The organism is Methylobacterium sp. Leaf99, from assembly GCF_001422375.1.
Classification (GTDB): Bacteria; Pseudomonadota; Alphaproteobacteria; order Rhizobiales; family Beijerinckiaceae; genus Methylobacterium.
Genome location: NZ_LMMU01000009.1, coordinates 1 through 23,349 on the forward strand (window position 1 = coordinate 1; position 23,349 = coordinate 23,349).

Below are 23,349 nucleotides of genomic sequence, written 5' to 3' on the forward strand. Positions count from 1 at the left end.
GTGTGTCTCGGCAATCGTCTCACGAGTGTGTCTCGGCAATCGTCTCACGATTGTTCGTTAGAACAATCCGCAAGGACAACGCCGTCCACGCTTCTCTTTCTCAGATTCACTTGTCAAAGAACGCCGGATCRCTCCGGAAACCCRATACAACCAGACCGCGCRGTCWCCCGCACGAAACCYGATTGCCAGACTTGGGAAACCGTGGTACCGACCTCACCATTGGTGAGTCGTCCCAGCGGTCCGGAGCGTCTAGAGCCCCGTCACCATTCTGTCAACCCGGGATTGCCAGACTTGGGAAACCGTGGTACCGACCTCACCATTGGTGAGTCGTCCCAGCGGTCCGGAGCGTCTAGAGCCCCGTCACCATTCTGTCAACCCGGACAATCCGGCGAACCCGCCAAACCACCCCGCCGACAGAACGACACCCGAGAGACAAAAACAGTGGATCATCCAGCCAAGGCCGGATCATCCATCCGATAAATCGTCTCCGAGATGTACCGGCCGCCGCCCCGAGACCCGAAGGTTCCGCTCGCCGCCGCCGATGACCGGGGTATACGGGCACCAAACCGGGCCGTCAACAGCCCGCACGACAGAAATGCAAAAATCTCGCGACGGATACGTCATTCGCCGTCACGGGCCGCCGAAGGCCCACGGGGGGGATGCTTTCCATCCGAGGTGCGCTTGGCGATCCCCTTCCCCGCAGGACTCGGACTTCGGATGATCGTTTTTCGCCCCGAGACGTCGCTCACCTCCCCGGTGGCGGCGCGGATGCCGGGCGGCTCAGGCGCCACCCGGTCCGCACGACCCGTCGCAGGGCGTCCGGCCACCGAGGCGGCGGGCGATCCAGGGGCGCAGGGGCAGGAACAGGCGGTAGGCGCCCTCTGCGAGCCATGGAGCGCCCGGAACGTGACGCACCCAGGCGAGGCGGTGCCATCCGGGCAGGTGCGACCACAGGGTGAAGAAGCCGGCTGCCCCGGAGGTCAGGCGACCGTCGCCGTCGCGGACGTGGAAGCGGGCGCGGGCGGCGTCGCGATCGAGGCCGCCGAGATCGGCCGGGCCGTCCCGGCTCACATCCACCCAGGCGAGGGCATCGGCACCCCGGCTTCGGCGATAGGTCCGGATCTCCGCGGCGCAGAGGGGGCAGGCGCCGTCGTAGTAGACGGTGAGCGGGGCGGGCGTCGTGTTCATCCCAGTGAGATAGGGCGGCGCCAACGAAAAACGGCCGCGACGTGTGTCGCGGCCGTCCGGTGTTCGATGGGCCAGGCTCAGAGGCCCGAGCGGATCTTCAGGGCCTCGCGGCCGGCGTAGCGTGCCTGCGAGCCGAGGCCCTCCTCGATGCGGATGAGCTGGTTGTACTTTGCCAACCGGTCCGAGCGGGCGAGCGACCCGGTCTTGATCTGCCCGCAATTCGTCGCGACGGCGAGGTCTGCGATGGTCGAATCCTCGGTCTCGCCGGAGCGGTGGGACATCACCGCCGTGTAGCCGGCGCGCTGGGCCATATCGACGGCGGCCAGGGTCTCGGTGAGCGTGCCGATCTGGTTGACCTTCACCAGGATCGAGTTCGCCGTGCCTTCCTTGATGCCGCGCGACAGGCGGGTGACGTTGGTGACGAACAGGTCGTCGCCCACGAGCTGGCAGCGGTCGCTGACGCGGTCGGTGAGCAGCTTCCAGCCGGCCCAGTCGTCCTCGGACATGCCGTCCTCGATGGAGAGGATCGGGTAGCTGTCCACGAGCTTGGCGAGGTAGCTGACCTGGGCCTCGATGTCCCGGGTCTGGCCCTCGCCCTCGTAACGGTAGGCACCGTCCTTGAAGAATTCGGTGGCGGCGCAATCGAGGGCCAGCACCATGTCGGTGCCGGGCTTGAAGCCGGCGGCCTGGATCGACTGCATGACGAAGTCGAGGGCGGCCTCGGCCGAGGGGAGATTGGGGGCGAAGCCGCCCTCGTCGCCAACGTTGGTGTTGTGGCCGGCCTTCTTCAATGCGCCCTTCAGGGTGTGGAACACCTCGGCGCCCATGCGCACGGCCTCGGCGAGGGACGACGCCCCCACCGGCATGATCATGAATTCCTGGAAATCGATGGGGTTGTCGGCATGCGCACCGCCGTTGATGATATTCATCATCGGCACCGGCAGCACCCGGCCCTGCGTGCCGCCGATGTAGCGGTAGAGCGGCAGGCCTGCGGTCTCGGCCGCCGCCTTGGCCACGGCGAGGGAGACGCCCAGGATGGCGTTGGCGCCCAGCCGCGCCTTGTTCGGGGTGCCGTCGAGCTCGATCATCGCCTCGTCGATGGCGATCTGGTCCTCGGCATCCATGCCGCCGATGGCATCGAGGATGTCGGACTGCACGGCGTTGACCGCCTTGCGCACGCCCTTGCCGCCGAACCGGCCCTTGTCGCCGTCGCGCAGCTCCACGGCCTCGTGGGCGCCGGTGGAGGCGCCCGAGGGCACGGCGGCGCGGCCGAAGGAGCCATCCTCGAGGAGGACGTCGACCTCGATGGTCGGGTTGCCCCGGCTGTCGAGGATCTCGCGGGCGGCGATGTTGGTGATCGCGGTCATGCAGGAGCCTTCTTCGGACGTTGCGATCGTCGAGCGGGTCCGATGCGGCGCCCGTTCCCCTCCCCCTGGAGCCGATGGCGGCACGGGGTCGGAATCGCGATTCTGTCGAGGCTTATCCGCCAACGTCACGCGTCGGGCAAGCGCCCCACCCGTTCGCAGGGCGGCAGGGCTCGCAAGAATGTTGGCCCGACTGTCAAGAAATTCTTGCCGCGGCCGCGTGACCCCACCCGGCAGCGACGAACCGGCGGATGCACCTTGCCGCGTCGCGCGCTATAGCCTGGGCATGACGCACGCGCCCCTGAACCCCGAGACGCTCCAGCTGGGACAGGCCACCCCCCTGCCCGGCTCCCCCGAGGAAGCCCGCCTCGACCGAGTGCCGAACCCGCATCCGGGCACGGATTACCTCGCCCGCTTCACGGTGCCGGAATTCACCTCGCTCTGTCCCGTCACCGGCCAGCCGGATTTCGCGATCCTGGTCATCGACTACGTGCCGGACCAGTGGCTGGTGGAGTCGAAGTCGCTCAAGCTCTACCTCACAGCGTTCCGCAACCACGGCGCCTTCCATGAGGATTGCACCGTGGGCATCGGCCTGACGCTCACCGAACTCCTGGCGCCGCGCTACCTGCGCATCGGCGGCTACTGGTACCCGCGCGGCGGCATCCCCATCGACGTGTTCTGGCAGACCGGCAAGCCGCTGAAATCCGTGTGGCTCCCAGAACAGGGTGTGCCGCCCTACCGGGCGCGCTGAACGGCACCGAGCCCGGCGCCCCCCGGCGATCCTACCGGTCTTCGTGGATCGCGCGCCGAACCTGCTCGATGAACCTGTTCTGCGGCTCCGTCGGTCCCTGATGGACCGTGGCCACGGCCCTGAGCATCCGGCACAGATCATCCCGCTCGGCCTGGGTGAGCCGGTCGCGCAGGAGCGGCGCCAGGGATTGGATGGCCGTTTCGGGATCGGGCGCCTGATCGGCCGCGTGGCGGATCACCGCCATGCGTGTCGCGAGATCGTCGCCGGGGTCGGTTACGTCGCGCATCTGATTCAGGATCTCGCTCTCTTGCTCGGGCGTCGGGACGCCGCGCTGTCGGGCCACCAGCGTCATCAACACACCGACCGCATCGGCGGGACTGCGCAGGGATCGCATCGGCGCCGATCGGATATCACGCTCGCTCGCCCGTCGACGCCGGGCGGTACGCCAGTCCCGGACGGCGTGATCGATGTGCTCCATGCCGTCTCCGTATCTGACCCAGTAGATCAGGCCGGTCACGAGCGCTCCTGCCAGGGCGATGAGGATCGGCATCCGGGATGTCCTCCGTGCACGTTCACGCGATCATCCCATGCAATCTAGGCGGGCATTTTGCAATCGTCTCGAAGGTGAAGCGTGGCCTTTCTCGTGTCGCGATCCCTGCCCTTGCCCCCAATGCAAGAGGCGGCTGGCTCGCGCCAACCGCCCTGTCGTCCTAAACCGTGACTGGTGGCTTAGTAGCCATAGCCATAGGCGGGTGCGCCATAGCCGTAGGCCGGGCGATCGTAACCGCCGCGATAGTACGAATCGCGGGCTGCGCCCGCGGCGATGGCGCCCGCCGCGAGGCCGGCGATCCCGAGGCCGACGGCGGCGCCGGTTCCGATGCCGCGACGGCCACCGCCGCGATAGGCATAACCGCGATGGCCGTAGCCGCCGCCATGGCCATAGCCGCCGCGACCGTAGCCATGGCCGTGTCCGGGACGCGCCTCTGCGGCGGTCGCCGCCGCCATGGCGCCGAGGGAGAGGGTCATGGCCGTGATCATTGCGAGCTTACGCATAGGGATCCTTGAAATTTCGCGTTTCTTAAAAACGTCAACAAGGACGGGCGCGAAGGGTTCCCCAATCACCTGAACAGGGTCGGCGCGCGAAACCTGGGTCTCAGCCAAGAACGGATGTATTCGACGCTTTGGCGAGGCGGTCGAAGGCCTGCAATTGTGCCAGGAGGGCGGGCATATCCTTCAACGCCACCATGTTGGGACCGTCCGAGGGGGCTTGATCGGGGTCGGGATGGGTCTCGATGAACAGGCCGGCGACGCCCACGGCCACGGCGGCGCGGGCGAGCACCGCCACGAACTCGCGCTGTCCGCCGGAGGTGGCGCCCTGCCCGCCCGGCTGCTGCACCGAATGGGTGGCGTCGAACACCACCGGGGCGCCGCGGGTCACCCGCGCCATGATCGGCAGGCTGCGCATGTCGGACACCAGGGTGTTGTAGCCGAACGAGGCGCCGCGCTCGGTGACCAGCACGTTGGGGTTGCCGGCACCCGTCACCTTGGCGGCCACGTGGGCCATGTCCCAGGGGGCGAGGAACTGGCCCTTCTTGACGTTGACCACCCGGCCCGTCGCGGCGGCGGCCAGCAGCAGGTCGGTCTGCCGGCACAGGAAGGCCGGGATCTGCAGCACGTCGACGACCTCGGCCGCGACGGCGCAGTGCCCGGCCTCGTGCACGTCCGTGAGGACGGGCAGGCCGAACCGCGCCTTGATCTCGGCGAAGATCGGCAGGGCACCGGCGAGGCCGAGGCCGCGTGCGGTGCCGCCCGAGGTGCGGTTGGCCTTGTCGAACGAAGCCTTGAACACGAGGCCGATGCCGAGGCGGGCGGTCATCGCTTTCAGGGCGTCGGCGATCTCAATCGCATGATCGCGGCTTTCGAGCTGGCACGGGCCGGCGATGAGCGCGAAGGGGAGGTGGTTGGCGAAGGCGACGCGGCCGGCCTGGACGACGGGGCCGGCGGTGGGGGAAGCGATCTCGGACATGGGAGGGGTCTAGCCCGCCGGGCGCTCCACGAAAAGACCGGCCCGGCGGCGCAGGGGCGCGGCCGGCGTCACGAGGCAGACGGTGAGGCTGCCGGACAGGCTGTCCTCGCGCGGCCCGGTCTCGCAGCGCAGGGCCGCCCTGCCGGCGATGCCCTGGCGCGGGGGGCCCGTCAGCAGGGAATACTGGTGGAGCGTGAGCGCCAGGACCTCGACGGCTTCGGCCTTCGCGCCCGTGAGCGCCTCGGCGGCACGTCCGATCAGGGCGAAGAACGGTCGGTCCGGTTCGCGGGCCAGGGACCCGAACACCATCCGGCGCGGCGCCCGGCAGGCGAGGCTCATCCGCTCGGCGTCGGCCGCCCGGAACACGGCGCCCGACCCGGCCCGACCGGCGAGGGACGCGCCCGTGGCGCGGATGAGCTTGGCCGTGAGGGCGTCGCAGGCGTCGGCGGCCCCGGCTGGACCCGCGAGGGCAAGGAAGAGGCCGGTCACGGCCGCAATGCGAAGGGCGTACATCATGAGCGTTGGTTTACGCGGCCGCTCACCCCTTTGTCTCCACGGGACCGAGCTTGGCGGCGGCTTCCCGCAGCACATCGTTCATCCGGGTCTGCCAGCCATCGCCCGTCGCCTTGAAAGCGTCCACGATGGCGGCATCGAGCCGGATCGTCACCGGAACCTTGACGGGTGCCCTCTGGGGGCCACGGGACCGGCGCAGTCCCTCGGCCAGGGCCGGGAACACCTCGGCGAAGGGACGGGCGCTTCTGAAATCGTCCGCCGTCCATTCGGGGTTGTCGCTGACAGCGTCCCAGTCGGCCTGGGAATAGCTCGGATTCGGACCGTGACCGGGCGCGTTCTCAATGGCGGCCATACAACATCCTTTCCAATGAACTCGTTGGTCGAAGACTGATGAGCGCCAACGCCTCCGTGCCGAGTGGGGATACGATTGCAGCCACGACGAGGCGTCCGTGGAGCGATCCAATCAGCTTGCTCCGTGGGCGTCCGGTCTGGCTCGATTTGGCGGGAACGGCCACAGCCGTTGCGAAATCGAAGCCAGCCTCGAATTCAGCGAAGTCCAGATCGTGCTTGACGAGATTCGCGAGACGCTTCGGTTCATCCCACACGATCATGAATCGTATGTAAGATTAGATCTGTCGGATCGTCAATGGACGCGGGGGCGACCTTTCACCGTGCCGAGTCGAGCGACCCCGTCCGTTCTTCCCGGCAGGCTGCGTTCGCGTGCGGGCGCAGGATGCGGGACAGGCGCACCGGGTGCGAACCGGTCTCGTCCTCCAGCACGCCCGTGAGGGCATCGACGGCGAGCGTCCCCGTGAAGCGGATCGTGTGGCCATCCGCGTCCGCCGCGAAGGCGAGTTCCCTGGTGGCGGCGTCGAGGTGGAGGGTTTCCGCTTGGACAGGCCCGGACAGGGCGGCGGTCTCGTACACGAGGGTATCGCCCCGGGGCGAGCGGCGGAGGGTGACGCGCTGGCCGGCGGGCGCGTGGTCCGCCGTCAGGCACAGGTCGGCGTAGACATAGGTGCCGGAGGCCCAGGACGGTCGGGCCCGGACGGAGCCGGGAAGAACCGCCGACAGGATGAGGCCGAGGCCGAGGCTTCGTCGCGTGATCCTGTCCATCGCCGCCGCCTCTCGATCGCCGACGCACCATCGGGTGCGTCGGTTTCCGGTTTGCGTCGGGCCGGTTACGCGGGGTCGCGTTCGCGCGCCCGGCGCTCCGCCTCGACGGATGCAAGAAGGATGCATACGGCGATGCCCTCGGCGGCGGCGGTGCAGTCCTTCAGGCTCGGATAGGAGGGGGCGAGGCGCAGGACGCTGTCGCGCGGGTCGCGTCCGTAGGGCGAGGTCGCCCCGGCCGGGGTCAGGGCGAGGCCGGCGTCCTTGGCGAGGCGCACCACCTCGGAGGCGGTGCCGTCTCGGGCATCGACGGTGATGAAGTAGCCGCCCTCCGGCTTGGTCCACCGGGCCGCCCCCGTGCCGGCGAGGTGGCGCGACAGGGCTTCCTCCACGGCGGCGAATTTCGGCGCCAGCAGGGCGCGGTGCGCGTCCATGTGGGCGTCGAGGCCGGCGGCATCGCGCAGGAAGCGCACGTGGCGCAGCTGGTTGAGCTTGTCCGGCCCGATGGTGCGCTTCGACGCGCGGGCGAGGTACCAGCGCACGTTGTCGGGCGAGCTCGCGAAGAAGGCGAGGCCGGCGCCGGCCAGCGTAATCTTCGAGGTCGAGGCGAAGACGAAGGCCCGGTCCGGGTTCCCCGCCTCGGCGCAGAGGCTCAGGATGTCGGCGACCTTGATCCGCTCGGGGGTGAGGTGGTGCACCGCGTAGGCGTTGTCCCAGAACAGGCGGAAATCGGGGGCGGCGGTCTTCATGGCGGCGAGGCGCCGGACGGTCTCGTCGGAATAGGTCTCGCCCGAGGGGTTCGAGTATTTCGGTACGCACCACATGCCGCGCACGGCCGGGTCGGCCACCGCGGCCTCGACCACGTCCATGTCGGGGCCCTGCCCCGTCATCGGCACAGGAATCATGCGGATGCCGTAGGCTTCGCACAGGGCGAAGTGGCGGTCGTAGCCCGGCACCGGACACAGGAAGGCGACGTCGCTCTCCTTCGACCAGGGCTTGACCGAACCGGGCACGCCCGTGAGCAGGGCCCAGGCGATGCTGTCGTGCATCATGGCGAGGCTCGAATTGTCGCCGACCACGATCTGGTCGGCCGGCGCGTCGAGGAGGTGGGTGAACAGGGCGCGGACCTCGGCGATGCCCTGCTGGCCGCCGTAATTGCGCGCATCCTCGCCCGCCTGCGTGACGTAGTCGCCGTTGCCGGCGAGCCCGAGCATGCCGGCGGCGAGGTCGAGCTGCTCGGGTGAGGGCTTGCCCCGGGTCATGTCGAGCTTGAGCCCCCGGGCCTTGAACGCCTCGTAGGCGTCGCGGGCGCGGGCGTGAAGATCCGCGAGATCGGCAGGATTCCGATCGGCGATGGTGGTCATGGTGCGGTTCCGGATGGTTGGGGTGCTGCAATCAAACGGGATGCACCATGGCCCCTCGCGGGGCGCGCGTCACCCTGGCGGAGACGCGCGCCCCGCCGCCCTGCCCTGCGCTCCGGACAAAAGGAAGCCGGCCACGCGGGGCCGGCTTAAAGTCGCAGAGGGAGGGCAGAACGGTGGACGGGCGGCCGGTCGGACCGCCCGGATCGGATCAGCCGGCCTTGTTCAGGGCGACGGCGACGAAGCGGGTGGTGCCCTTGGAACTCTTCACCCGCATGAGCACCGCCTTGCGGCCGCTCGATTCGGCGGAGCGGATGCGCTCGGCAACCTCGGAGGGCCGGGAGACGCTGGCCCCGGCGACATCGAGGATGATGTCGCCCTGCTCGATCCCCTTGGCGGCGGCCGGGCCGTCGGGATCGACTTCCATCACGGCGACGCCCTCGTCGCCGGCGCCGACCTCGGAGGCCGGGGCGAGGCTGAGGCCGAGGCGCGGCTGGCCGTCCGTGGACGAACCGCCCCGGCCGCCGCCCGTCGCCGATTTCGGGTCGTTGGGGAGCGCTCCGAGTTCCACCGTGGCGGTGTCGGACTTGCCGGCCCGGAGGTAGGCGAGCTCGACCTTGGCGCCGGGCTTGAGGCCGGCGATGCGGCGGGACAGTTCCTTGGCGTCGTTGACCGGGGTGCCGTTGACCGACTCGATGACGTCGCCGGACTTGAGACCCGCCTTGGCGGCGGGCGTTCCGGCCTCGGCGTGATCGACCAGCGCGCCCTTGGCCTTGTCGAGGCCGAGGCCGTCGGCGATGTCCTTCGTCACCGGCTGGACCTGGACGCCGAGGTAGCCGCGCGCCACCTTGCCGTCGGCCCGGAGCTGGTCGACCACCGCCTGCACCGTCTCGGCGGGGATGGCGAAGGCCAGGCCGACGCTGCCGCCGGATGGGGACGCGATGGCGGTGTTCACACCCACCACCTCGCCGCCGACGTTGAAGGTCGGACCGCCGGAATTGCCCTTGTTGATGGGCGCGTCGATCTGCAGGAAGTCGTCGTAGGGGCCGGCGCCGATGTCGCGGCCGCGGGCGGAGACGATGCCGGCGGTGACGGTGCCGCCGAGCCCGAACGGGTTGCCGATGGCCACCACCCAGTCACCGACGCGGGGCGCCGACTTGCTGAGGGAGACGTACGGGAAGGGACCGCCCTCGGTGATCTTGAGCAGCGCCAGATCGGTCTTCGGGTCCTTGCCGATGACCTTGGCGTCGAGGGTGCGGTTGTCGTCGAGGGTCACCTGCACGGTCTTGGCCTTGTCGACCACGTGGTTGTTGGTGACCACGTAGCCGTCGGCCGAGATGATGAAGCCGGAGCCCATGGCGCCGCGCTGGCCCTGGCGCTTGGGACTCTGGCCGCCGAAGCCCGGGCCGCCCTGCCCGCCCTGTCCACCGGGGCCGCCCTGGCCGAAGCGCTTGAAGAACTCGCGCAGCTGCGGCGGCACGTTCTGCTGGCCCTGGTTACCCGGGCCGTCGTCGTCGTCCGCCGTCGCGCTGTCGTCGAGCTTCACCTTCACGGCGACGACGCCGGGCTTCACCTTGTCGACGACGGTGGCGAAGGACCCCGGCGGATGGTCGGGGGTCTCGATGGGGTTCTTCGACAGGGCCTGGGCATAGGCCGGGGTCGAGGGCTGGGTGAAGCCGATGCCGGCGCCCGTCGCCACGAGGGCGGCCACGGCGACGGAGGCGAGGGCATTGCGGCGCAGGCGGTTGGACTGGACGGGCATCGACGGTCTCCGGATCGGGTGGCGCCGCCAAACGGCAGGCCGTGATCCAGGGTGTAGGGCTCGACGGGTGACCCGCCCGTGGCGGAGAGGTTACGGTTTGGACAGGTTCGGCGCCTCGGTCAGGCCGGCGCGCCAGCGCAGGTCGAGGAGGAACCCCTGCGGGTGGGTGTCGAGCAGGAGGGTCACCGGCACGCCCGCCGCGTTGAGGAGCCGGGCCACCCAGTGATTGCAGACGTTGGCGTAGGAGAAGCGCCCCGCGCCTTCGTAGAACAGGCTCGGTCCGTAGAGGCCGGGACCGCCCGCGACGGGTTGCCCGTCGTCCAGGCGAAAGCTCCCGTCGAGGCGGGCGAGGAGCCGCGCCAGTCCGGTGCCCGAGACCCGCACGGGCACGATGTCGGCGTGGGGAAAGCTCTGACGCACGGTCCGTTCCAGGCCGACCACCTGGACGACGCCGGTGCGGCCGCCGGGGGTGAACAGGGCCTCCAGGGCGAGGCGGAGATCGAACTCGGCCAGCGTCGGCGTCGCCCGGTAGAACCGGGCCTCGCCCCAGCCGAATTCGAGGTCGGGATAGGCCCGGAACCGCAGGGCGATCGTCCGGAGCGCCGCGCCCGCGCCCTCCCCCGTCAGGGCTTCGCGTGGGATCACGAGGCCGGAATGCCAGCCGTGGCTGACGAGGTGGATGGTCCGGGCGTCGTCGCCCGTGGCGGGATAGAGGGCCGGGTCGCCGGGGCTCGCCGTGAGGACCACGGCGAGCCAGAAGATCGCGAGCAGGCCGGCAACTCCGAAAGCCAGCCGGCGCATGATCACGGGGTCTGGTCGGAGAGCCGCGCCAGGGCCTCGGTGATCTTCTCCAGGCGGGCGGCCTGGGCGGCCCGGCGCTCGTGCTGCTCGTCGACGATCTCGTCGGGGGCGCGGGCCATGAAGTCGGCGTTGGCGAGCTTGGCGTCGATCTTCGTGATCTCGCCCTCCGCCTTCACGGCCTCCTTTTGCAAGCGGGTGACCTCGGCCCCGAGGTCGACGATGCCCTCGAGCGGCAGGGCCGCCACGGAGCCGCGCACGAGGAGTTGCACGGCGTTGCGCGGGGCCGTCGCCTCGAAGCGGATCTCGGACAGGCGGGCGAGGCGCAGGAGGGTGTCGCTCCAGCGCGTGGCGCGCGCCCGCAGGGCGTCGTCGGCGCCGATGACCACCAGGGGGATCTGCGTCGCCGCCGGCACGCCGGTCTCGGAGCGGGCCGAACGGATCTCGGAGACGAGGTCCACGAGCCAGCCGATTTCGGCCTCGGAGGCCGGGTCGTTCAGGGCGGCGAGATCCGGCCAAGGCGCCAGGGCGAGGAGGCCCCGATCCGAAAGACCCTCGCCCTTGATGGCCCAGAGCTCCTCCGTGAGGAACGGCATGAACGGGTGCAGGAGCTTCGCGATCTGGTCGATGAGGAAGGCGACGGTTCCTTGCGTCTCCTCCCGCACGCCCGCATCGACGTTTTCACCCTGCAACACGGGCTTCGCCAGCTCCACGTACCAATCGCAAAAAATGTTCCAGACGAAGCGGTAGGCGGCGGCGGCGGCGTCGTTGAAGCGGTAGGCGTCCAGCGCCGCCGTGACCTCGGCCACGGCCCGCGCCGCCTCGCCCAGAGCCCAGCGGTTCAGGGGATCGGTGGCGGCCTCGGGGCGGTACTCGGCCCGCAGGGTGCAGCCGTTGATCTCGGCGAAGCGCGAGGCGTTCCAGAGCTTGGTCGCGAAGTTGCGGTAGCCCTCGACGCGGTTCACCGCGAGCTTGATGTCGCGCCCCTGCGCGGCCATGGCGGCGAGGGTGAAGCGCAGGGCATCGGCGCCGTACTGCTCGATGAGCCCGAGGGGATCGACGACGTTGCCCTTCGACTTCGACATCTTGGCGCCGGCGGCATCGCGGACCAGGGTGTGAAGGTAGACGGTGGAGAACGGCACCCGGTCGGTGACGTGAAGCCCGAGCATCATCATCCGGGCGACCCAGAAGAAGATGATGTCCTTCCCGGTGACGAGGGTGTCGGTCGGGTAGTGGCGGGCGAGTTCGGGCGTGGCGTCGGGCCAGCCGAGCGTCGAGAACGGCCACAGGGCGGAGGAGAACCACGTGTCGAGGACGTCCTCGTCGCGGGTCAGGGTGACCGCCCGGCCGTGCTTGGCGTCCGCTTGGGTCTGCGCCTCGGCCTCGCTCGGCGCGACGAAGCATCCACCCGCGTCGTCGTACCAGACCGGGATCTGGTGGCCCCACCAGAGCTGGCGCGAGATGCACCACGGCTCGATGTTCTCGAGCCACTGGAAGAACGTCTTCTCGTAGTTGTCGGGCACGAACTTCGTCTGCCCGTCGCGCACGGCCTGGAGGGCGCGCTCGGCCAGCGGCTTGACGTTCACGTACCACTGATCGGTGAGATACGGCTCGATGACCACGTTGGAGCGGTCGCCGTGCGGCACCGCGTGGGTGTTGGGCTCGACGAGGCGCAGGCGCTCGCGCGCCTCCATCAGGGCGACGACCTGTTTTCGCGCGGCGAACCGGTCGAGGCCGTGCAGGGCGAGGGCCTCCGGCTCCGGGTTCGCCCCGGCGAGGAAGGCGACGTTGTCCGCGAGGCTGATCCGAGCCTCGGGGTCCAAAATGTTGATGGGCGTGCAGCCGGCGCGGCGGCCCACCTCGAAATCGTTGAAGTCGTGGGCCGGGGTGATCTTGACCGCACCCGTGCCCTTCTCGGGATCGGAATAGGTGTCGGCGACGATGGGGATGAGGCGTCCGACCAGGGGCAGCCGCACGTGCCGGCCGACGAAGTGGGTGTAGCGCTCGTCGTCCGGGTGGACCGCCACCGCCGTGTCACCCAGCATGGTCTCGGGCCGCGTGGTCGCCACGGTGATGACGTCACCGGTCTCGGCGCCGTCCGCGTCGACGATGGGATAGTCGAAGTGCCAGAGGTGGCCCTTGACCTCGACCTGCACCACTTCGAGGTCGGAGATCGCCGTCTGGAACTTCGGGTCCCAGTTCACGAGGCGCTTGTCGCGGTAGATCAGCCCCTGGGCGTGGAGATCGACGAAGGTCTTCGTCACGGCCCGGACCATCTGGTCGTCGGGGGCGCCGTTCAGCCCCATGGTGAAGCGCTCGCGCGACCAATCGCAGGAGGCGCCGAGGCGCTTCAGCTGGTTGACGATGGCCCCGCCCGATTCCGCCTTCCAGGCCCAGACCTTCTCGACGAAGGCCGCCCGGCCGATCTCGCGCCGGCCCGGCTCCTTCGCTTCCATCATCCGGCGCTCCACCACCATCTGGGTGGCGATGCCGGCGTGGTCGGTGCCGGGCTGCCACAGGACGTCGCGGCCGCGCATGCGCTCGAACCGGGCCAGGATGTCCTGCAGGGTGTTGTTGAGGGCATGGCCCATGTGAAGGCTGCCGGTGACGTTCGGCGGCGGGATCACGATGGTGAAGGGCCGGGCGTCGGCCCGGTCGGGCCGGCCGGCCTTGAACGCGTCGCCCGCCTCCCAGGCGGCAGCGATGCGCGCCTCGACGGCGGCGGGGTCGAAGGTCTTGTCCATCATGGGCGGGGTCGGGCCAGTTCGAGCGCTGCGGGGTCTTCGCGGGTTGGCCCGCTTTCAACCCGTCAGGCCCGCCGCGTCAACACGAGGGCGGCGATTCCCGGCCCGCGACGCCTCAGCGCCCCCGCGCCACGCGCTCGATCTCAGCGCGCACGAGGCGCTCGACCAGGGGCGGCAGGTTCTCGTCGAGCCAGCCCTTCAGCATCGGCCGGAGCATGTCCTGCACGAGGTCTTCCAGGGTGCGGGGGCTGTTGGACAGCACCGTGTTGGCCAGCATGGTGAACGCCTGGCCGACGCTGGCATCGGTCACCGACGAGGTCAGGCGCTCGGCCGCCTCGGTCTCCGGCCGGGGCGCCTCGTAGGCCGGCGGCACTTCATGGGCCGGCGGCGCCTGGCGTGCCGGCTCGGGCGCGGCCATCCGCACCGGTTCGGGCTCGGGCTCTGGTTCGTCGTCGAACGAGATGGCGTCGAAATCGAGGGTCTCGTTGGTGAAGCCGATATCGGGCTCCGCGAAGGCAGCGGGCGCGGGCGCCTTGCGCACGGGCTGCGCCACCTCGGCGAGATCGAGGATGTCGTCGTCGTTCTCGGGCGGGGGTGGTGCGGCCCGGACGGACTCCATCACCTCGGCCTTGGCATTCTGATCGTCGGCGATGATCCGTCGGATGGAGGCGAGGATCTCCTCCATGGAGGGTTCCTGGGCCTTGTCCGGTACCACGGGGCTGGCTGCACTCATCCGGACGACGCTCGGTTCAGGAAGGAACGGTTGACGATGCGGGCCAGTATTTCACGCTCCCGTGCCGACACAAGCGTCCGGCGGAACGGGGTGCGGGATAAGCGCCGCGATCGCGATTCCCCCGGCCCGTGTGGCCGGAGGGCGACCCTCCGGCGGGCGTCCGCGCTGCCCGGACGAAGGATCGTCCCCGGTCGGATCGAGCGGGTGGCCCCCGCGAGACCCACGTCGCCCCGGGGCGGTCGCAGCGAGACCCGGCGGAGACCGCGCGTCTTGTGCAGCCGGCCTGGGCCGACGCCGGAACGACGCCCTAGCGACCGTCCGGGGTCCGGACGCCGAACCACAGGTCCTTGACCTGATCGAAGTGCTCCTTGGGGCTGTAGGTCGCCACCGGCAGCGCGGTGAAGCGCACGGTGAGTCGGCCGACGGTCTGGACCATCGCGTAGGAGAAGACGACGCGGTTGCGCTGGGCCACGATCAGGTTGACGCGCGCGGTCAGCAGTTCCTGCTGTGCGTTCAGGACGTCGAGGGTCGTGCGCTGGCCGACGCGGGCTTCCTCGCGCACGCCGTTGAGGGCGACTTCGTTGGCCTGCACCTGCGCCTGCGAGGCGATGACCTGGGCCTTGGAGGCTTCGAGGTCGCCCCACGCCCGGACGATGCCGGCGCGGATCTGGTCGCGCACGTCCTCGACCTCGATCCGGCGCTGGCCCACGAGCTCCTTGGCCTGGCGGATCTGGGAGTAGGTCAGGCCGCCCTCGTAGAGCGGCACCGAGATGCGGCCGACGATCTGGGCGTTGAGGCTGCGGTCGCCGGGAAACTGCCCGTCGAAACGTTGCTGGACCGTGCCGGAGAGGCCCGCCGTGGGGGCGAGCTGACCCTCGAACACCTTCACGCTGGATTCGGCCACGTCCACGGCATGCATCGCGGCCAGGATCTGGGGGTGCTCCTTCAAGCCGATGTTCATCGCGCTTTCGAGATTGGCCGGAACGTAGCGGTCGAGGGGGCGGCCGGGGGCGAGCTGACGGGGCTCGACGCCGATGAAGCGGCGATAGGTGCCGATGCTGGCCCGCAGGGACGCTTCGGCCTGGGCGACGTCGGAGCGGGCGCCGGCGAGGCGGGCCTCGGCCTGGGCGACATCGGTGCGTGTGACCTCGCCGACGTTGAAGCGGTCGCGGGTCTGGCGCAGCTGCTCTTCCAGCACCTCGACGTTGTTGCGGCGCAATTCGAGGTTGGCCGTGTCGCTCAGCACGAACATGTAGGCCTGCGCCGCGCTGAACAGCGTGTTCATCTCGATGGAGCGCAGGGTCTCGCGCGTGCCGAGCACGTTCGATTCCGCCCGGCGGGTCTGGTTGTCCGTCTGAAAGCCGTTGAACAGGGTCTGGTTGACCGTGAGGGACGCCCCTCCCGGCCGGGTCACGTTGTCGATGTTGAAGCCCTGGACCCGTCCGTCGTTGCGGGCGAGGCCGATATCGGCCGATCCGCTCACCGTCGGCCGGTAGCCGGATTTGGCCTGGGCCACGTTCTCGTCGACGCCGCGCAGGGCGGCCCGGTTGGAATTCAGAGTCGGGTTCGCCGCATAGGCGCGCGACAGGGCGCTCTCCAGCGTCTCGGCCATGGCCGGATGCGCTGCCGCCAGCGCCAGGGCGACGATAGCAACGCACCGAAGTCCGTGGCGCGTCGCAGGTTTCCGTTCTCTCACGTTCATCAGCCCTTGCGGTTTCACGATGAACCGGTCAGCCGTCATCTTGCGGCTTCGCGCATTCGCGCCATCCGGGTTGCCCGCCCACTGGCAAGTCTATCCGAACTTGGCGGAGCGGGCACCGGGTTGGGGACTGGCCGGGTGTTGAATGGACGGCAGTGCCGCAAAAAAGCGACACCGGCCGGTCGGTCCTCGGCGGATCAGAAGGCGAAGGCGTTCGCCGTCGCGAAGGCGCCGAGGCCGGGAAGCGACGCATCGAAGAGCGGGCGTGCGCCGAACGCATCGCCGGTCCGGACGAACAGGGTCGCCTTGGCGGCGCGGGGCGGGCCGAAGACGCAGACGAGGCGGCCGCCCTCCTCGAGCTGCTCGAGGAGGGCCTGCGGCCGGACCTCGACGCGGCCGTTGACGAGGATCGCGTCGTAGGGGCCGGCCTCCGGGGCGCCGGCCTCCAGGGGGGCCTCGACCACCGCGATGCCGGTGCGGTCGCCCAGGCGTTCGCGGGCACCGGCCGCCAGGGTGGCGGAGGATTCGACGGCGACCACGTCGGCGCCGAGGTGGCGCAGGATGGCGGCGGCGTAGCCGTAGCCCGTGCCGACATCGAGGACCTTGGCGCCGGCTTCGAGGTCGAGGGCCTGGATCATCCGGGCGAGCATCATCGGGGCCGGCATGGGCCGAACGTCGCCGCCCCCGCCATCGAGGCTCAGGGTCTGGTCGATATAGGCGAAATCCTCACGGCCGGGCGGCACGAACCGCTCGCGGGGCACATCCTCGAACGCGTCGAGGACGGTGACGCTGTTCACGTCGAAGGTCCGCAACTGACAGTCGACCATGAGGCGTCGCGCCTGCGCGTAATCGAGCATGGATGCGGTCTCTTCCTTCGACGGCGGCCCGGCGCCCGGCGCCGCCCGTCCCGGGACGGTGCTTGCCCGGCGACAGTGCCTGCGGCGGCGCTTGATGCCCGCGGGTTGTCGGGGATGGGGGCCGAAAACGCAAGGTTTCCGGGGCCGCCCGACGCGCGCCGATCCTCATCGCGAGAATAGCGGGGACAGCGTCGCCAATGAATTGAAACGGGAAGGAATTTGGAGGCCTCGCCCGGAATCGAACCGGGGTGCAAGGATTTGCAGTCCTCTGCGTAACCACTCCGCCACGAGGCCTTCCCGCTCTGCCCCGATCGAGCGGGGCGGCGACCCCGGCCGGGCGGTCCGTCCGGGGTGAGCGGTCTCTAGCAGAGGGTTGGGCCGATCGGCAACGGTGTTTCGCCGGCCAATACGGGGTAAGTTGCGCGCGGGGCCCGGCGTGGTGAACGCGCCCCGTTCCGGCGCGGACCCGCCGCCGCAGGGGCCGTTCGGGGAAATGCGACGGATTTGTCAAACGCCGGTCCCGGGGTCTTGCGTCCGGCATCGGCCCTGTGTAGAGACCCGATCGCGGTCCCCGATAGCTCAGTTGGTAGAGCAAGCGACTGTTAATCGCTTTGTCGCAGGTTCGAGTCCTGCTCGGGGAGCCAATTTCTTCTTTCGATCCTGTCCGGTGCTTGCGGGCGCCAAGTGCAGGGTCACGGTCCTTGGGACCTTCGTTTCGACCCGGGTTCAGCGCAGGTCTCGCGCGGCCCGGGCGGTCATGCCGCTCCCTTGCACGCCCCGTCGGGCGTGTGTAGAGACCCGGCGGTGATCCCCGATAGCTCAGTTGGTAGAGCAAGCGACTGTTAATCGCTTTGTCGCAGGTTCGAGTCCTGCTCGGGGAGCCAATCCTTCGTCCGTGCCGGCGCCGAGTGCCATCGGGTGCCGCCCGAGCCGGATCTCCCGATCCCGTGCCCGGTTGTCCGCCCGCGACCCCGCGCGAGGCTTTCCCCGATCCCGATCCTCTCCACCGGCGCGCGTCGTGGTCGCGTCAGGATTTTCGCGCCAAGATTTTAGCGCCGTGACATCCGCACCATGAAAAACGCCGCGGACCCTGGGGTCCGCGGCGTCGCTGAGGGATTGACGGTGATCGTGGCAGGCCGGGCTTACCGGTCGCCGGCTCCGGAGAGCAGCTTCTCGATCTGCTCCATGCCGTTGCCGTAGGCCTTGGCCTCCGTGGGCAGGCTGCGGTCGGACCGCTGCACCAGCTTGCCGTTCTTGCGAATGGCCCACTGGTAGGGAGCCCCCTCGGCCTTCGGCGGCACGATCTCGAGGGTGTAGGGATGGGTGTTGATGGTTGTCTCGCTCATGGCACCACTATGCCACGGGCGGACGCCGCTCGCCAGACTCGGGAGCGCTCAAGAAATCGATAAACCGACATTCCGGGCATTTTCCCGGGGCGAAACGGGTGTTTCAGGGGCCGGTGAGTGGGGGGACGGGCGTGCGGACGCCGCAATCCGGGCCACGCGGGGGCATGCCGGCGGTCGATTCCCTAGGGAAGGGCGCCGGTGGAGCCCCTCCCGGGTCGACCGTCGGCATCGGCGGAAGCGGTTGCCGAACGCCGCAGGGTGGCGAGATCGGCTTCCGCGGCGAGGGCCCGGGCCTGCCAGGCATCCCGCTCGGCCCGGGCTTCGGTCAGGGCGGCCTCGATCTTGTCGGCGCGGACCGTCTGCAGCTTGGCGAGGGCCTGCGCCCGCTCGCGCGCCCGGGTCTCGGCCGCCATCTGGACCTTGAGGTCCCTCGGCGTTCCCATGTGCTCTCCTCGATGGCGGCGCCGGCCCGGAGGCCGGCGCCCGCGCGACCTTACTGCGCGACTTCATTGCCGGCGTAGTTGATGGCGCCGTCGGCGCCCTTCTTCCAGACGTACATGACGTAGTCCGGCCGGGTGATGTCGCCCTTCTTGTCGTAGGCGATGTCGCCGATCACCGTGTCGAACGGCTTGCCCTGGTGCAGGACGGCGGCGACCTTCTGGCCGTCGGAGGACTTGGCGGTCTCCATGGCCTGCTTCAGGATCTGGACGGCGGCGTAGGAGTAGAGGGTGTAGCCCTCGGGGTCGAAGTTGATCGCCTTGAAGGCGTCCACGGTGGCCTTGGACTTCGGATTCTTGCGGGCGTCGGGCGAGAACGTCATCAGGGTGCCGTCGGAACCGGGGCCGGCCACCTGCGCGAATTCGCGGTCGGCGATGCCGTCGCCGCCCATGAGGGGGGCGTTGAGGCCCTGGTCGCGCATCTGCCGGATCAGCAGGCCGGCCTCGGTGTAGAGGCCGCCGAAATAGATCACGTCGATGCCCGCCTGCTTGAGCTTCGACACGAGGGAGGAGAAGTCCTTCTCGCCGGGGTTGATGCCCTCGAAGATCACGTTGGTGCCGCCCTTGGCTTTGAGCGCCTTCAGGGTCTCGTCGGCGAGGCCGCGGCCGTAGGGCGTCTTGTCGTGGACGAAGGCGATCTTCTTGCCTTTGAACTTGTCGGCGAGGTAGGCGCCGGCCACCGCGCCCTGCTGGTCGTCGCGGCCGCAGGTGCGGAACGTGTTCCAGTTGCCGCGTTCGGTGTACTTGATCGCCGTGGAGGCGGGGCTGATCTCGATGATGCCGGATTCCGCGAGCACGTCGGAGACCGGGATCGAGACGCCGGAATTGAAGGCGCCGACCACGGCCTTCACGCCCTCGGAGGCGAACTTGTTGGCCACCGAGACGCCCTGCTTCGGGTCGGAGGCGTCGTCGCCCACCGTCATCACGAGCTTCTCGCCGTTGACGCCGCCGGCCTTGTTGATGTCGGCGATGGCCTGTTGCGCGCCGGTCTTGATCTGCGCGCCGAAGGCGGCGTTCGGCCCGGTGACGGGGACGACCACGCCGATCTTGATCTCCGCGTTCGCGGCCGTCGCCGCGACCATCAGGCCGAGGGCGACGCCGACTGACAACACTGACTTCATGCTGGTTTTCCCTCTCGAAGCGTCGTGCCGCCCGGAAATCCCGTGACGGCAGGATCGCAGGACACGTGAACTCAAGGTGCGGCCGGCCGGTCCCGCCAGCTCAAGGGACCGGTGCGCTCGTAGAGCCAGGCGTATTGCCGGGTCATCTGGCCGGCGCGGGTGAAGCGATAGGCGAAGGCCCCGACGGCGAGCACGAACACGGCATCGACGGCGTAGGCCGGCGCCGACTGGAGCGTCCCCTCGAACAGGGCATAATGCAGGAAGCGCGTCACGGCCGCGATGAGCAGGAGGGCCAGCGCGCAGTGCCAGAACGGGCGCCAGCCCCGCGCCATGCCGCTGCCGGTCATCCAGGCGGCCGAGCCCCCCATCGCCACGGTGACGAGGAGGAAGATGCCGAGGGTGGCGCCGGTCGGCGCGAAGGTCTCCGGCATCAGTGCTGTCCCCCTTCGAGGTAGGCGGCCTTCACCTGCGGATCGTCGAGGAGCGCCTGGCCGGTGCCGCTCATGGTGACGGCGCCCGTGACCATGACGTAGCCGCGATGCGCTAGCTTGAGGGCATGGTAGGCGTTCTGCTCGACGATGAATACGGTGAGCCCCTCGGTGCGGTTGAGTTCGCGCACGGTGGAGAAGATCTGCTTGACCACCAGGGGGGCGAGGCCCAGCGACGGCTCGTCGAGCATGAGCAGGCGCGGCCGGCTCATGAGGGCGCGGGCGATGGCGAGCATCTGCTGCTCGCCGCCCGACATGGTGCCGCCGCGCTGGTCGATGCGTTCCTTCAACCGCGGGAACAGGGTGCACATCCGCTCGAGATCCTCGGCGAAGTGTTTCCCCCCGTTGACGGCGGCCCCCATCTGCAGGTTTTCGCGGACCGTCATCCGCGAAAAGATGCGCCGGCCCTCCGGGGATTGGGCGAGGTTGAGGCGGGCGATCTCGTGGGTCGGCAGCTTCGTGATATCCTGGCCCGCGAAGGTGATGGTGCCTTCGCGCGCCTGGGGCTGGCCGAAGATCGTCATCATCAGGGTCGACTTGCCGGCGCCGTTGGCGCCGATGAGGGCGACGATCTCGCCCTCGTTGACGTCGATGTCGACGCCCTTCAGGGCCCGGATGCTGCCGTAATAGGCCGAGACCCCGCGCACGCTCAGCAGCGGCCCCTTCGCCCCGGCGGAAGCACCTTGCGCCATCCGCTCGCGGGTCTCGTCCACGAGGACGTTGATGCCGGCGACGCTCATGCGTGGGTTCCTGCCAGGCCGACTTCGGCCTCGACGGCGGCGACCTCCTCGTCGTCGACGCCGAGATAGGCGGCGATGACGCGGGTGTCGTTGCGGATCTGGTCGGGCGTGCCGTCGGCGATCTTGATGCCGTAATCCAGCACCACGATCCGGTCGGAGATCTGCATCACCACGGACATGTCGTGCTCGATGAGAAGCACCGAGGTGCCGAACTCGTCGCGGATGAGGCGCAGCAACGTGTTGAGATCGGCCGATTCGCGCGGGTTGAGGCCGGCGGCCGGCTCGTCGAGGCAGAGCAGGACCGGGTCCGTGCACATGGCCCGGGCGATCTCCAGGCGGCGCTGGTCGCCGTAGGGCAGGTCGCCGGCCGGCTCGTCGGCCCGGTGGGTGAGGCCGATGCGTTCGATCCAGGCGGCGGCCTTGGCGATGGCCTCGTCCTGCGCGCGGCGGTAGCCCGGCAGGCCGAGGATGCCCGCGAGGCTGAAGCCCGAGGCCCGCATCAGGGGCTTGTGCATGGCGACCAGCAGGTTTTCCAGCACGGTCATCTGCGGGAACAGGCGGATGTTCTGGAAGGTGCGGGCGACCCGCGCCAACCGGTTGACGTCGTGGCCGGGCAGGCGCTCCAGCAGGTAGGTCTCGCCCTCCCGCTGACGCAGGCGAATCATCCCTTCGGTGGGTTTGTAGAAGCCCGTGATGCAGTTGAAGACCGTGGTCTTGCCGGCGCCGTTCGGGCCGATGAGGGCGGTGATGTCGCCGCGCCCGACCTTGAACGAGACGTCGCCGACGGCGGTGAGCCCGCCGAACCGCATGGTGAGGTGATCGACGACGAGGATCGGGTCGGCGGGACCGCCGGGCATTGCGGCCGGGGGCTCGTCCTTCAGGGTGGCGAGGCGGGTGAGACCGGTGGCGTCGCTCATCGGGCGCGCGCTCCCAGGCGCACGGACGGCGTGCGCTCGGAGATGAGCCCGCGCGGGCGCCAGACCATCATGGCCACCATGGCGAGGCCGAACAGGAGCAGGCGGTACTCGTTGGGATCGAACCCTTCGCCGAACACGGCCTTGAGGAAGCCGAGGTTGCGCAGCAATTCCGGCGCCCCGACCATGGCGATGGCGGCCACCGCGACGCCGAGCTGGCTGCCCATGCCGCCCAGCACGACGATGGCGAGGATGATGGCGCTCTCCAGGAAGTTGAAGCTTTCGGGCGAGACGAAGCCCTGGCGCACGGCGAAGAACGAGCCGGCGAACCCGGCGAACATGGCCCCCAGGGCGAAGGCCGAGAGCTTGGTGATGGTGGTGTCGATGCCGAGCGACCGGCAGGCGATCTCGTCCTCGCGGAGCGCCTCCCAGGCGCGGCCGAGGGGCAGGCGGCGCATGCGGAGCGTCACGAGGTTGGTGACGAGGGCGAGGACGAGGATGAGGTAGTAGAGGAAGACCACCCGGTGCATCGGGTTGAAGGCGAGGCCGAAGACGCTGGCGAAGCCGCCCTCCCCGGCCGTAAACGGAATTCCGAAGAAGCTCGCCCGCGGGATCGACGACAGGCCGGCGGACCCGCCGGAAAAGTCGACCCAGTTGATGAGGACGAGCCTGATGATCTCCCCGAAGGCGAGGGTCACGATGGCGAGGTAGTCGCCGCGCAGGCGCAGCACCGGAAACCCGAGCAGTACGCCGAAACCCGCCGCGAACAGGCCGGCGAGCGGCAGGCAGAGCCAGAACGACAGGCCGAACACCGTGGACAGCAGGGCGTAGGAATAGGCGCCCACGGCGTAGAAGGCGACGTAGCCGAGGTCGAGGAGGCCGGCGAGGCCGACCACGATGTTGAGGCCCCAGCCGAGCATCACGTAGGTGAGGATGAGGATGCCGAGATCGATCCAGTAGCGTCCCTCCGACAGGCCGCCCGACCCGAGGGCGGCGAGCAGCGGCAGGGTCAGGGCGACGACCAGGGTGAGCGGACCGATGATCCGGCCCGGGCGCGCGACGCGGGCGGGGGCCGTGGAGTCCGCCGCCGCCAGGGTGCGGGCGTCGCGGCGGCGCGAGACCTCGCCGAGCACGAGGCGCTGGGCGAGCCGCAGGACGAACACGGCGGCGCACAGGCCCGCCACCAGCCCCCAGCGGCCGGTGAGTCCGAGGCCGGTGCCCTGGCCGAGATCCGTGCGGTAGGCCACCACGGGGATGCTCAGGCCCAAGGTGACGAGCGCGAAGAGCGCCGCGTCCTTGAACATTTCGGGAAGGGGAGAGGCGGCGCGCGCGGA

24 protein-coding genes and 3 tRNA genes are annotated in these 23,349 nt (G+C 69.6%); 3 read left to right on the forward strand and 24 right to left on the reverse strand.

Annotated features, from left to right (window positions below; all coding sequences use genetic code 11):
- Positions 1–780: 780 nt before the first annotated feature.
- Together ASF28_RS16715 and eno are read right to left on the reverse strand one after the other, a co-directional pair.
- Positions 781–1,188: a thiol-disulfide oxidoreductase DCC family protein gene (locus tag ASF28_RS16715; RefSeq protein WP_056095772.1), complete on the reverse strand. Its 408-nt coding sequence runs from the start codon at positions 1,186–1,188 to the stop codon at positions 781–783.
- 77 nt (positions 1,189–1,265) lie between these two features.
- A complete protein-coding gene (eno, locus tag ASF28_RS16720; RefSeq protein ID WP_056095180.1) occupies positions 1,266–2,555 on the reverse strand; it encodes a phosphopyruvate hydratase in 1,290 nt (429 codons plus the stop codon).
- A 283-nt stretch (positions 2,556–2,838) separates the two neighbouring features.
- Here eno and queF point away from each other — a divergent pair, with 283 nt between their 5' ends.
- Positions 2,839–3,303 carry a preQ(1) synthase gene (gene queF / locus ASF28_RS16725; protein ID WP_056095183.1) on the forward strand — a complete coding sequence of 155 codons (465 nt, stop codon included), beginning with the start codon at positions 2,839–2,841 and terminating at the stop codon, positions 3,301–3,303.
- A 31-nt stretch (positions 3,304–3,334) separates the two neighbouring features.
- Here the strand turns inward: queF and ASF28_RS16730 are convergent, their stop codons facing one another.
- The 15 genes from ASF28_RS16730 to ASF28_RS16795 all read right to left on the reverse strand — a co-directional run bounded on the left by ASF28_RS16730 (position 3,335) and on the right by ASF28_RS16795 (position 17,203).
- Positions 3,335–3,853 carry a hypothetical protein gene (locus tag ASF28_RS16730; protein WP_056095186.1) on the reverse strand — a complete coding sequence of 173 codons (519 nt, stop codon included), beginning with the start codon at positions 3,851–3,853 and terminating at the stop codon, positions 3,335–3,337.
- Positions 3,854–4,032: 179 nt separating this feature from the next.
- Positions 4,033–4,356: a hypothetical protein gene (locus ASF28_RS16735; RefSeq protein WP_056095187.1), complete on the reverse strand. Its 324-nt coding sequence runs from the start codon at positions 4,354–4,356 to the stop codon at positions 4,033–4,035.
- Between the two features lie 100 nt (positions 4,357–4,456).
- Positions 4,457–5,329 (reverse strand): 3-deoxy-8-phosphooctulonate synthase, encoded by an 873-nt coding sequence (gene kdsA, locus ASF28_RS16740; RefSeq protein WP_056095190.1) that lies wholly within the window; start codon positions 5,327–5,329, stop codon positions 4,457–4,459.
- Between the two features lie 9 nt (positions 5,330–5,338).
- Positions 5,339–5,845 carry a hypothetical protein gene (locus ASF28_RS16745; RefSeq protein ID WP_056095193.1) on the reverse strand — a complete coding sequence of 169 codons (507 nt, stop codon included), beginning with the start codon at positions 5,843–5,845 and terminating at the stop codon, positions 5,339–5,341.
- A 22-nt stretch (positions 5,846–5,867) separates the two neighbouring features.
- Positions 5,868–6,194, reverse strand: coding sequence for a BrnA antitoxin family protein (locus tag ASF28_RS16750; protein ID WP_056095198.1), 327 nt, complete (start codon positions 6,192–6,194; stop codon positions 5,868–5,870).
- A complete protein-coding gene (locus ASF28_RS21965) occupies positions 6,181–6,453 on the reverse strand; it encodes a BrnT family toxin (protein WP_082476622.1) in 273 nt (90 codons plus the stop codon). The genes ASF28_RS16750 and ASF28_RS21965 overlap by 14 nt, the downstream gene beginning before the upstream one ends.
- Before the next feature lie 55 nt (positions 6,454–6,508).
- Positions 6,509–6,958 (reverse strand): hypothetical protein, encoded by a 450-nt coding sequence (locus ASF28_RS16755; RefSeq protein ID WP_056095201.1) that lies wholly within the window; start codon positions 6,956–6,958, stop codon positions 6,509–6,511.
- Between the two features lie 65 nt (positions 6,959–7,023).
- A complete protein-coding gene (locus ASF28_RS16760; RefSeq protein WP_056095203.1) occupies positions 7,024–8,319 on the reverse strand; it encodes an aminotransferase class I/II-fold pyridoxal phosphate-dependent enzyme in 1,296 nt (431 codons plus the stop codon).
- Between the two features lie 208 nt (positions 8,320–8,527).
- Positions 8,528–10,078: a Do family serine endopeptidase gene (locus tag ASF28_RS16765; RefSeq protein ID WP_056095205.1), complete on the reverse strand. Its 1,551-nt coding sequence runs from the start codon at positions 10,076–10,078 to the stop codon at positions 8,528–8,530.
- A 90-nt stretch (positions 10,079–10,168) separates the two neighbouring features.
- Complete coding sequence (locus ASF28_RS16770; RefSeq protein WP_056095775.1) at positions 10,169–10,879, reverse strand: DUF2459 domain-containing protein; 711 nt, start codon at positions 10,877–10,879, stop codon at positions 10,169–10,171.
- Positions 10,880–10,881: 2 nt separating this feature from the next.
- Positions 10,882–13,623 (reverse strand): valine--tRNA ligase, encoded by a 2,742-nt coding sequence (locus ASF28_RS16775; RefSeq protein ID WP_056095208.1) that lies wholly within the window; start codon positions 13,621–13,623, stop codon positions 10,882–10,884.
- A 112-nt stretch (positions 13,624–13,735) separates the two neighbouring features.
- Complete coding sequence (locus tag ASF28_RS16780) at positions 13,736–14,353, reverse strand: PopZ family protein (protein WP_200912689.1); 618 nt, start codon at positions 14,351–14,353, stop codon at positions 13,736–13,738.
- Between the two features lie 307 nt (positions 14,354–14,660).
- Complete coding sequence (locus tag ASF28_RS16785; RefSeq protein ID WP_056095778.1) at positions 14,661–16,055, reverse strand: TolC family outer membrane protein; 1,395 nt, start codon at positions 16,053–16,055, stop codon at positions 14,661–14,663.
- A 194-nt stretch (positions 16,056–16,249) separates the two neighbouring features.
- The gene (locus ASF28_RS16790; RefSeq protein ID WP_056095214.1) at positions 16,250–16,909 is read right to left on the reverse strand and encodes a protein-L-isoaspartate O-methyltransferase family protein; all 660 of its coding nucleotides are present in this window, start codon (positions 16,907–16,909) and stop codon (positions 16,250–16,252) included.
- Between the two features lie 220 nt (positions 16,910–17,129).
- Positions 17,130–17,203: transfer RNA gene (locus ASF28_RS16795), tRNA-Cys, on the reverse strand.
- A gap of 274 nt (positions 17,204–17,477) precedes the next feature.
- Between ASF28_RS16795 and ASF28_RS16800 the strand changes: the two genes are divergently transcribed.
- Positions 17,478–17,553: transfer RNA gene (locus ASF28_RS16800), tRNA-Asn, on the forward strand.
- 164 nt (positions 17,554–17,717) lie between these two features.
- A tRNA-Asn gene (locus ASF28_RS16805) sits at positions 17,718–17,793 on the forward strand.
- A 258-nt stretch (positions 17,794–18,051) separates the two neighbouring features.
- Here the strand turns inward: ASF28_RS16805 and ASF28_RS16810 are convergent.
- From ASF28_RS16810 to livM, 7 genes are all read right to left on the reverse strand, one after another.
- Positions 18,052–18,255, reverse strand: a complete 204-nt coding sequence (locus ASF28_RS16810; protein WP_056095218.1) for a hypothetical protein — start codon at positions 18,253–18,255, stop codon at positions 18,052–18,054.
- Positions 18,256–18,437: 182 nt separating this feature from the next.
- Positions 18,438–18,698, reverse strand: coding sequence for a hypothetical protein (locus ASF28_RS16815; RefSeq protein ID WP_056095220.1), 261 nt, complete (start codon positions 18,696–18,698; stop codon positions 18,438–18,440).
- A gap of 50 nt (positions 18,699–18,748) precedes the next feature.
- Positions 18,749–19,873, reverse strand: a complete 1,125-nt coding sequence (locus ASF28_RS16820; RefSeq protein ID WP_157085632.1) for a branched-chain amino acid ABC transporter substrate-binding protein — start codon at positions 19,871–19,873, stop codon at positions 18,749–18,751.
- A gap of 71 nt (positions 19,874–19,944) precedes the next feature.
- Entirely contained in the window at positions 19,945–20,304 is a 360-nt protein-coding gene (locus tag ASF28_RS16825) for a DUF6867 family protein (RefSeq protein ID WP_056095223.1), read from the reverse strand.
- Positions 20,304–21,101: an ABC transporter ATP-binding protein gene (locus ASF28_RS16830; RefSeq protein WP_056095226.1), complete on the reverse strand. Its 798-nt coding sequence runs from the start codon at positions 21,099–21,101 to the stop codon at positions 20,304–20,306. Before ASF28_RS16830 ends, ASF28_RS16825 begins: the two co-directional genes overlap by 1 nt.
- Positions 21,098–21,958 carry an ABC transporter ATP-binding protein gene (locus tag ASF28_RS16835; RefSeq protein ID WP_056095783.1) on the reverse strand — a complete coding sequence of 287 codons (861 nt, stop codon included), beginning with the start codon at positions 21,956–21,958 and terminating at the stop codon, positions 21,098–21,100. The genes ASF28_RS16830 and ASF28_RS16835 overlap by 4 nt, the downstream gene beginning before the upstream one ends.
- Positions 21,959–22,014: 56 nt before the next feature.
- Positions 22,015–23,319, reverse strand: coding sequence for a high-affinity branched-chain amino acid ABC transporter permease LivM (livM, locus tag ASF28_RS16840; protein WP_056095785.1), 1,305 nt, complete (start codon positions 23,317–23,319; stop codon positions 22,015–22,017).
- Between the last annotated feature and the right edge of the window lie 30 nt (positions 23,320–23,349).

Bases quoted from the DNA above. Each gene is read 5' to 3' on its own strand.
- ASF28_RS16715 (WP_056095772.1), bottom strand. From the start codon at position 1,188: ATGAACACGACGCCCGCCCCGCTCACCGTCTACTACGACGGCGCCTGC.
- eno (WP_056095180.1), bottom strand. From the start codon at position 2,555: ATGACCGCGATCACCAACATCGCCGCCCGCGAGATCCTCGACAGCCGG.
- queF (WP_056095183.1), top strand. From the start codon at position 2,839: ATGACGCACGCGCCCCTGAACCCCGAGACGCTCCAGCTGGGACAGGCC.
- ASF28_RS16730 (WP_056095186.1), bottom strand. From the start codon at position 3,853: ATGCCGATCCTCATCGCCCTGGCAGGAGCGCTCGTGACCGGCCTGATC.
- ASF28_RS16735 (WP_056095187.1), bottom strand. From the start codon at position 4,356: ATGCGTAAGCTCGCAATGATCACGGCCATGACCCTCTCCCTCGGCGCC.
- kdsA (WP_056095190.1), bottom strand. From the start codon at position 5,329: ATGTCCGAGATCGCTTCCCCCACCGCCGGCCCCGTCGTCCAGGCCGGC.
- ASF28_RS16745 (WP_056095193.1), bottom strand. From the start codon at position 5,845: ATGATGTACGCCCTTCGCATTGCGGCCGTGACCGGCCTCTTCCTTGCC.
- ASF28_RS16750 (WP_056095198.1), bottom strand. From the start codon at position 6,194: ATGGCCGCCATTGAGAACGCGCCCGGTCACGGTCCGAATCCGAGCTAT.
- ASF28_RS21965 (WP_082476622.1), bottom strand. From the start codon at position 6,453: ATGATCGTGTGGGATGAACCGAAGCGTCTCGCGAATCTCGTCAAGCAC.
- ASF28_RS16755 (WP_056095201.1), bottom strand. From the start codon at position 6,958: ATGGACAGGATCACGCGACGAAGCCTCGGCCTCGGCCTCATCCTGTCG.
- ASF28_RS16760 (WP_056095203.1), bottom strand. From the start codon at position 8,319: ATGACCACCATCGCCGATCGGAATCCTGCCGATCTCGCGGATCTTCAC.
- ASF28_RS16765 (WP_056095205.1), bottom strand. From the start codon at position 10,078: ATGCCCGTCCAGTCCAACCGCCTGCGCCGCAATGCCCTCGCCTCCGTC.
- ASF28_RS16770 (WP_056095775.1), bottom strand. From the start codon at position 10,879: ATGCGCCGGCTGGCTTTCGGAGTTGCCGGCCTGCTCGCGATCTTCTGG.
- ASF28_RS16775 (WP_056095208.1), bottom strand. From the start codon at position 13,623: ATGATGGACAAGACCTTCGACCCCGCCGCCGTCGAGGCGCGCATCGCT.
- ASF28_RS16780 (WP_200912689.1), bottom strand. From the start codon at position 14,353: ATGAGTGCAGCCAGCCCCGTGGTACCGGACAAGGCCCAGGAACCCTCC.
- ASF28_RS16785 (WP_056095778.1), bottom strand. From the start codon at position 16,055: ATGAACGTGAGAGAACGGAAACCTGCGACGCGCCACGGACTTCGGTGC.
- ASF28_RS16790 (WP_056095214.1), bottom strand. From the start codon at position 16,909: ATGCTCGATTACGCGCAGGCGCGACGCCTCATGGTCGACTGTCAGTTG.
- ASF28_RS16810 (WP_056095218.1), bottom strand. From the start codon at position 18,255: ATGAGCGAGACAACCATCAACACCCATCCCTACACCCTCGAGATCGTG.
- ASF28_RS16815 (WP_056095220.1), bottom strand. From the start codon at position 18,698: ATGGGAACGCCGAGGGACCTCAAGGTCCAGATGGCGGCCGAGACCCGG.
- ASF28_RS16820 (WP_157085632.1), bottom strand. From the start codon at position 19,873: ATGAAGTCAGTGTTGTCAGTCGGCGTCGCCCTCGGCCTGATGGTCGCG.
- ASF28_RS16825 (WP_056095223.1), bottom strand. From the start codon at position 20,304: ATGCCGGAGACCTTCGCGCCGACCGGCGCCACCCTCGGCATCTTCCTC.
- ASF28_RS16830 (WP_056095226.1), bottom strand. From the start codon at position 21,101: ATGAGCGTCGCCGGCATCAACGTCCTCGTGGACGAGACCCGCGAGCGG.
- ASF28_RS16835 (WP_056095783.1), bottom strand. From the start codon at position 21,958: ATGCCCGGCGGTCCCGCCGACCCGATCCTCGTCGTCGATCACCTCACC.
- livM (WP_056095785.1), bottom strand. From the start codon at position 23,319: ATGTTCAAGGACGCGGCGCTCTTCGCGCTCGTCACCTTGGGCCTGAGC.